Origin of the sequence: Stenotrophomonas sp. Sm6012 (assembly GCF_030985895.1) — a bacterium.
Classification (GTDB): Bacteria; Pseudomonadota; Gammaproteobacteria; order Xanthomonadales; family Xanthomonadaceae; genus Stenotrophomonas; species Stenotrophomonas forensis.
Window position 1 is genome coordinate 1 of the sequence record NZ_JAPTFX010000201.1, and the last position, 6,405, is coordinate 6,405.

Consider the following 6,405-nt stretch of genomic DNA (forward strand, 5'->3'; position numbering starts at 1 on the left):
CGACCAAGCCTACATGGACGTATTTACGGCGTCCCCCTCAACCGGACCCACCCCGCCAACCCACGGATAGCCCGCTTTTGAAGTTGACGTCGCCCTGGCTTGAAGCAGGTGCAGGGCTGCAAGCCCTGCAAAACGAACAACTCCCCTACTTTGCCTGCTCGCAGAATTTCTGCCGGTACTCGAGCGCCTTCGGCATCAGCGCCTGCAGGTTCTGGATGCGCGTACCCGGGTTCGGATGGGTGGACGCGAACTCCGGCGGCGACTGCCCGCCACTGGCCTGGCCCATGCGCTGCCACAACGGCACCGCCTCGCGGGGATCGAAGCATGCCGCTGCCGCCAGCATCAGCCCCACCTCGTCGGCCTGCGTTTCGTGGCTGCGCGCGTAAGGCAACAGGTAACCGTAGCCCATCGCCGACATCATCATCTGTTGCTGCTGTGCATCCATGCCGCTGGCGGCACCGGCCACTTGGCCGATCTGGGTCAGCTTCTGCTGCGCCATGCGCTGGGCGCCATGCCGCAGCAGCGCATGGGCGATCTCGTGGCCCATCACCACCGCCATCGCATCGCGCGTACGCGCCACCGGCACCAGGCCGGTATAGACCGCCATCTTGCCGCCCGGCAGGCAGAACGCATTGGCCTGATCGGAGGGAATCACGTTCACTTCCCACTGGAAATCGCGCGCGAAATGCGCCGGCTGCACGCCGTGCTCCTGTGCAAGCGCGGTCTCCACCACATCGACCTTGGCGATCAGCCGCTGGGCGATGTCACGCACGTCGCGCGCGATCGGTGCGTTGGGATCCATCGGCCGTTCCTGCGACAGGATCTGCTGGTACGCCTGCAGCCCCAGCGCGGTCTCCTGGCGTGCGTCCAGGCTGCTGTCGATCATCACCTTCTCGCCGGTGTAGGGATCGACCGTGCGGTTGGAGAACCAGTAGAACACCGCGTAGCCGGCGGCCAGCAGCAGCACCCACCAGCGGATGTTGCCGAACAGGCCACGCCGCTGTGGGCCTTGGGGCGAGCGGGAAAAGGGATCGTTGCGCATCGGGTGGTCGTCCGGCAGGCCCCGCCGGCCGGCGGGCACGGCGCAATCTTAGTGTGCCGACGCCAGCAGCGGGTGAAGCCGGACCCCGCTCAGATACCGCGCACCAGCCGGAAACCGATACGTGCGTTGGTGGTATCCGAATCCTGCGATTGCCGCCAGGCCGCGCGGGTCTGCTCCGGCGCGTTGGCCCAGTTGCCACCGCGGATGACCCGGGACCGGCAACCCGGGTTGAACCAGGCCACGCCATCGGAAGGGGCCCGCCGGTAGCTGGCGTGCCAGCAATCGGCCACCCATTCGCTCAGATTGCCGCCCATGTCGTGCAGGCCGAAGGCATTGGCCTGGAACGTGGCGACTGGCGCCGGCCCCCACCAGCCATCGCCGTAGCCGATGAACGCGTTGTGCCAGTGCCGGCCCGACGGCGATACGTCCTTGCTGCCGGTGAAGTTGCCGCTGCCCGGCGGCGGCGTACCGGCATCCCCCCAGGGATAACGGCCGCTGCTGCCGGCGCGCAGCGCATATTCGAACTCGGCCTCGCTGGGCAGGCGGTAGCTGCGCCCGGTCTGCTCGGACAGCCACGCCGCGTAGTTCTCGGCATCACGCACGCTCACGTGCATCACCGGTGAGTTGCCCAGTGCACGACCGCCGTCGTAGTCCGAACGCCAATCCACGCCACTGCGGCGGATGAAGTTGCCGCTGCGCTCGTCATAGACCACCGAATGGCCCCTGCGGGTCGCCCGCGGGCGCGCGCTGGTCGCCTTCACGTAACGCTCGAAATCGCTGACCGTGACCTCGGTGATCGCCATCGCGAAGCCGCGATCGAAGCGCACATAGTGCGACGGACGCTCGGCATCACTGGCACCCGGCTCGGTGTCACCTGCCCCCATCTGGAAACCGCCATGCGGTACCACCACCATCTGCGGGCCGCGACCACCATCACGCATCGCGTCACTGAACACCTGGCCGGGACGGAAGCTGCCGTAGTGGGTGGCCAGGTCGATGCGCTCGCGCAGCTGGCCGACCACCGCATCGCCCGGCAGGGCGATGCGCAGGGCCTCGGCCAGCTTCTCGCGCGCCGGCTTCAGTCCTTGTGGTGTCGCCAGATCGCGCAGGCCGTCGTCACGCAATCGCAGCAGCGTGGCGGCACGGATCTGTTCGATGCGCTCGAACGCATCGGCGATGGTCGGTGACGAATCGCGCACCTTGCTTGCCTCGGCCAGCCAGGTGCCTGCGCCGGCGAAATCCCGTGCCCGCGCGGCGTCCTCGGCACGACGGATCAAGCCGCTCTCGGCGGCCGCCAGTCCTTGCCGGGCGCGTCCATTGTGCTCATCCAGCGCCAGCGCCTCACGGAAGTTGCCGATGGCGCCGTCGCCATCCTCTCCGATCCGGTCCGAACGCAGGTCCTCTTCGCCGGCGCGGTTGTACGCCACCACGCGCTGCGCGGTCTCGACCCGCCCCTGCAGCACACGCACCTTCTCGTCCTTCGGCGCGAGTGTCAGCAGCACCAGCGCCTGGCGACTGGCCTCGGCCAGCGCCTCGCGCTGCTTCAGCGGCCGTACCAGCAGCGCATCGGCCTGCTGTTGCAGGCGCTGGCGGGCGCGCTGCAGGCCCTGCCGGGCCTGGCGGTCATCGGGATTCTCCTCCTGTACCGCCAGCCACAAGGGAATGGCAGCATCGGCATCCTCGTAGAGCCGGCCTTCGGCAAAGGCCTGCTCGGCCGCGCGCCGCAGCTGCGCCAGGCTGCGGCCCTGGCGGTCGACCCGCGGCGGCGTCCAGCGCTGCACGTCCTCGGCGGCATCCTCACCGGCAATGGTCACGCTGCCCTGCCCGGCTGCCTGCGTCCGGTCGACCGCCGCGCTTTCCTGTGGCCGCGCCGGCTCGTCAGCGGCGCGCTCCGGCGCCGACGACGGCGACGGTGTGCAGCCGGCCAGGGCAACGGCCAGGGCGGTGCACAGCGCGGGCGACAACGGAAAACGCAAGCAGGACCTCCTTCTGCACGGACGCGGACCGACGTTAGGCTATTCTCCCCTGCCTGAGCAAACCCGAGTAGTAGGCCCTGACCCGTGGCAACCTGGATCACCACCCCCGCCGAGCTGGATGCGTACTTCCAGCAGCGCCCGAGCCGCATCGGCCTGGACACCGAATTCATCCGTGAACGCACCTTCTGGCCGCAGCTGGCGCTGGTGCAGATGGCCGTCGGGCAGGACATCCTGCTGATCGACCCGCTGATTCCTGGCATGACCGAGGCGCTGGCACCGTGGCTGGCCGATGAATCGATCACCAAGGTGATGCACAGCGCCAGCGAAGACCTGGTCGCCTTCAAGTGGGCCTGCGGCGTGCTGCCGCGCCCGTTGTTCGACACCCAGATCGGTGCCTCGCTGGCCGGCATCGGTGGTGGCATGGGTTACCAGAAGCTGGTGGCGGAAATCACCGGCGTGGCCCTGGCCAAGGGCGAGACCCGCTCGGATTGGATGCGCCGCCCGCTGTCCGAGTCGCAGCTGCAGTACGCCGCCGACGATGTAGAGCACCTGTTTGCCCTGCATGACGCCATCGATGCCAGGCTGCAGGCCCTGGGCCGCCAGCAGTGGCTGCACGACGACGGCGAGCGCCTGCTGGCCAGCGTTGCCAACGACGAAGACCGTTGGCCACACCTGGCGATGCGCTCGGCGCAGTTCCTCGATGCCGCTGCACAGCGCCGCCTGCTGCGCCTGCTGCGTTGGCGCGACGTGCAGGCGCGCAGCAGCGATCGTCCGCGCAGCTGGATCCTGGACAACGAACTGGCCGCCACCCTGGCGCGCACGCCACCGGCCGACGCCGACGCGCTGGGCACGCTGTTCGAGCAGTTCCCGAAGGCACCGCGCAAGCTGGCTGGCGCCGTGTGGCAGGCGCTGCAGACGCCGCTGGCCGATGAAGCCGAGGCACCACTGGCACTTCCGGCCAACGACAGCAACAAGCAGGCACTGAAGAAGCTGCAGGATGCAGTGGCCGAGCGCAGCCGCGAACTGGGCCTGCCGGATGGGGTTCTGGCGTCGCGCAAGCACCTGGAGAGCTACCTGGAACGTCGCCAATGGCCCGCTGCATTGGCCGGCTGGCGCCAACAGGAACTGGAATCGCGACTGCAGGCCCTGCTGCCCGCACGCTGACGGTGCCCGGCGTCGGGATTGCCCCGGCGCCTGCACGGTGAATCGAGCATCTGCCACGCTTGCCGACGCAGGCGCAGGACTGTCCAATAGCGTCCCCGCTATCGTTGGACTGCAACAGATGACAAATGGAATTGCGAAGGATGGACTCTCCGCCGAGGACCTGGCCTGGCGTGCAGCAGCGCGCGCCGCATTGCAGGAGCGGCGCTACGCCGAACTGGACGCACTGCTGGCACCGCACGAGCAGGCCTGGCTGGACGGTGAAAGGCCGCTGCCGGGCATCCGCTGGCGCCTTCGCAACCTGCATGACAAGGCACTGACCCTGGACGAGCGCCTGCAGCAGACGCAACAATGGGTCGCTGCCGCGCCGCACAGCTACTACGCGCACCTGCGCCTCGGTGCCTGTTGGGAATCCGCCGCCGGCGAGCTGCGCAGCGCCGACGTCGCCGCACTGGTCGAAGACAGCCAGTGGCTGGCCGCACAGCAGGCGCGCGACCATGCCGTGCATGCCTACCTGCAGGCGATCCCGCTGTCGGCGCGGCCGGCATTGGCGCTGGATGGCATCAAGCGCATCACCAGCTACCTGCGCGAGCCGGACTGGCTGCTGGCGCTGCAGGCCGGCCAGGTGCCCGAGCCCGAGGAGGTGGCACTGGCCGAGCACTATCCGCAAGCCTGGCCGCAGGCATTGCAGCTGCTGTCACGTTTCGGCGCGCCGCTGCGGACGCTGCCCGGCAGCCTGCCGCCCGTGCTGCGCGAGCGCAGCCAGGACGATTTCGATGCGCCGTTGGCCTACTGGATGCGCCTGGTGCTGGAACAGCGCGCCGACGACCTGAGCACGCTGGAAGACACCCTCTATTACCTGTACCCACGCTGGGGCGGCAGCCATGAAGCCATGGAGGACTTCATCGAAGGAGGCTGGTGCCGTGGCCTGGAGCTTGCGCAGAGCAACGCGCTGCGCTGGCGAAAGGAACAGGATTGGATGACCGACCTGCCACACCGCGAAGATGCCGACGCGATAGGCGTGCACGAGCGTGCGTATGCACAGATCCTGGACTGGCACCTGGACCGCAACCTGCGCGCCGAGGTTCTGGCCCAGCGTGCCGGGCTGCGCTACCGGCTCGGCCGGATCGAAGGCAGCGAAGACCAGGTGCAGTGGGACGCCGGGCACATGCGGGCGGTGTTCGAGGATCTGCAGCAGGCGTGGGCGCTGGACCGCGACATGGTGCTGCACGAAGGCTTCAGCAACCTCGAAGCCTGCACCTGGTTCGCCCATGTCGACGGGGCAGAGGCGCTGTTCGCGCAGGTGGTGGACTACGCCGCTCGCGAGGGCGACTCCGCGATCGGCCTGCTCTGGGCTGCCACCGCCGTCGAGCATGGACTGCTCGGCCAGACCGCCGACCCCGTGCGCGCCGATGCCCTGCTCCAGCGCGCCCTGAAGCTCGCGCCGCAGGACAACACCTCGGCGGTCACCTTCGCCTCCAACCTGTTCTGCGATGTCTCGCAGTCCGCCGGTCTCTCGCTGCTGCAGCGCATGGCCGAAGCCGGCGACGCCGGCGCGATGTCGGCACTGTGCGACCTGTACAAGGGCCGCCTCGGCGGCCGCGACCAGCCGCAGTTCGTCGATGCGGACAAGGCCGCCTACTGGCAGGAGCGTGCGGTGGAAGGCGGCGACCTGATCGCCACCTACAACCTGGGCGTGCGCCTGGTGGCGGCCGGCGGTGAGCACAATGAAGCGCGTGCACGTGAACTGTACCTGCGCTGCCTGGACGGGTCCGAGGCGGGCGAGCGCGTCTGGGGCCCCACCTGCCGCAACCTGGCCTGCCTGGCGATGGATGGCCAGAACGACGCACACAAGCGCGAAGCGGTCGAACGCGCGCTGATCCCACTGTGGTGGCGCGGTGACGACGACGACAAGCTGTGGGCGGCCGGCTACCTGGCCGACATCTACCACTTCGGCAACGGCGTGCCGGCCAACGCGTTCCTGGCCCTGGCCTGGCTGCAGCGCGCCAGCGAGATCGACCCGGAGTACGTGGACGTGGTGCGCATGGCGCCGCTGATCAACGGCGAAGGGCGCTGGTTCGGCGCCAGCCGTGCGCGCAAGCAGCAGGCGCAGGACCGGCAGCAGGTGGACAGCGCGACCTGGGCCCTGACCTTCGGCCAGCGCAGCCAGGAAAGCGACCTCACCGCGGTCTGAAGCAACGAAAAGGGCGGCCCGGATCACCGGGC

The 6,405-nt window shown here is 68.9% G+C and carries 4 protein-coding genes; 2 read left to right on the forward strand and 2 right to left on the reverse strand.

Annotation, left to right across the window (positions count from 1 at the left end):
• Positions 1-145: 145 nt before the first annotated feature.
• Both O0J73_RS21020 and O0J73_RS21025 read right to left on the reverse strand, forming a co-directional pair.
• A complete protein-coding gene (locus tag O0J73_RS21020) occupies positions 146-1,042 on the reverse strand; it encodes a M48 family metallopeptidase (RefSeq protein WP_006457452.1) in 897 nt (298 codons plus the stop codon).
• Positions 1,043-1,131: 89 nt separating this feature from the next.
• Positions 1,132-3,018 carry a formylglycine-generating enzyme family protein gene (locus tag O0J73_RS21025; protein WP_308309563.1) on the reverse strand — a complete coding sequence of 629 codons (1,887 nt, stop codon included), beginning with the start codon at positions 3,016-3,018 and terminating at the stop codon, positions 1,132-1,134.
• An 84-nt stretch (positions 3,019-3,102) separates the two neighbouring features.
• On the opposite strand from O0J73_RS21025, the gene rnd reads away from it, so the two are divergent.
• Both rnd and O0J73_RS21035 read left to right on the forward strand, forming a co-directional pair.
• Positions 3,103-4,182 (forward strand): ribonuclease D, encoded by a 1,080-nt coding sequence (rnd, locus tag O0J73_RS21030; RefSeq protein ID WP_053450340.1) that lies wholly within the window; start codon positions 3,103-3,105, stop codon positions 4,180-4,182.
• Positions 4,183-4,300: 118 nt separating this feature from the next.
• Positions 4,301-6,373 (forward strand): DUF4034 domain-containing protein, encoded by a 2,073-nt coding sequence (locus O0J73_RS21035; RefSeq protein ID WP_308309564.1) that lies wholly within the window; start codon positions 4,301-4,303, stop codon positions 6,371-6,373.
• Positions 6,374-6,405: the final 32 nt, after the last annotated feature.

Excerpts from the sequence above, each read along its gene's own strand:
- O0J73_RS21020 (WP_006457452.1), bottom strand. The coding sequence starts at position 1,042 with ATGCGCAACGATCCCTTTTCCCGCTCGCCCCAAGGCCCACAGCGGCGT.
- O0J73_RS21035 (WP_308309564.1), top strand. The coding sequence starts at position 4,301 with ATGACAAATGGAATTGCGAAGGATGGACTCTCCGCCGAGGACCTGGCC.